Here is a 229-nt window from a genome sequence, read left to right on the forward strand (position 1 = left end):
GTAAAAACATGATCATTCTTTTCTGTGCCCGGAAGATTTAACTGTATCGGATAAGCTCCAAGCGCAAGGATCAGACTGTCAGGACTCAATTCCTTAACCATTTCCGGTGTAGCGGTTACATTTAATCTTACTTCTACTTCCGCCTTTTGAACTTGAAGGATCAAATAATCTTTCAATCTCTTTAAATCCTGCTTTACCTCATCATACTCTGAGCAGATCAACTGTCCGC

Annotated in this window: 1 protein-coding gene; it reads right to left on the minus strand. The window is 40.2% G+C overall.

Features of this window, described 5'->3' with window-relative positions; translation table 11 throughout:
• A partial coding sequence (locus tag NE637_RS15610; RefSeq protein ID WP_256267838.1) for a hypothetical protein occupies positions 1 to 229 on the minus strand: 229 nt, incomplete at both ends.

Origin of the sequence: Desulfovibrio desulfuricans (assembly GCF_024460775.1) — a bacterium.
Classification (GTDB): Bacteria; Desulfobacterota; Desulfovibrionia; order Desulfovibrionales; family Desulfovibrionaceae; genus Desulfovibrio; species Desulfovibrio desulfuricans_E.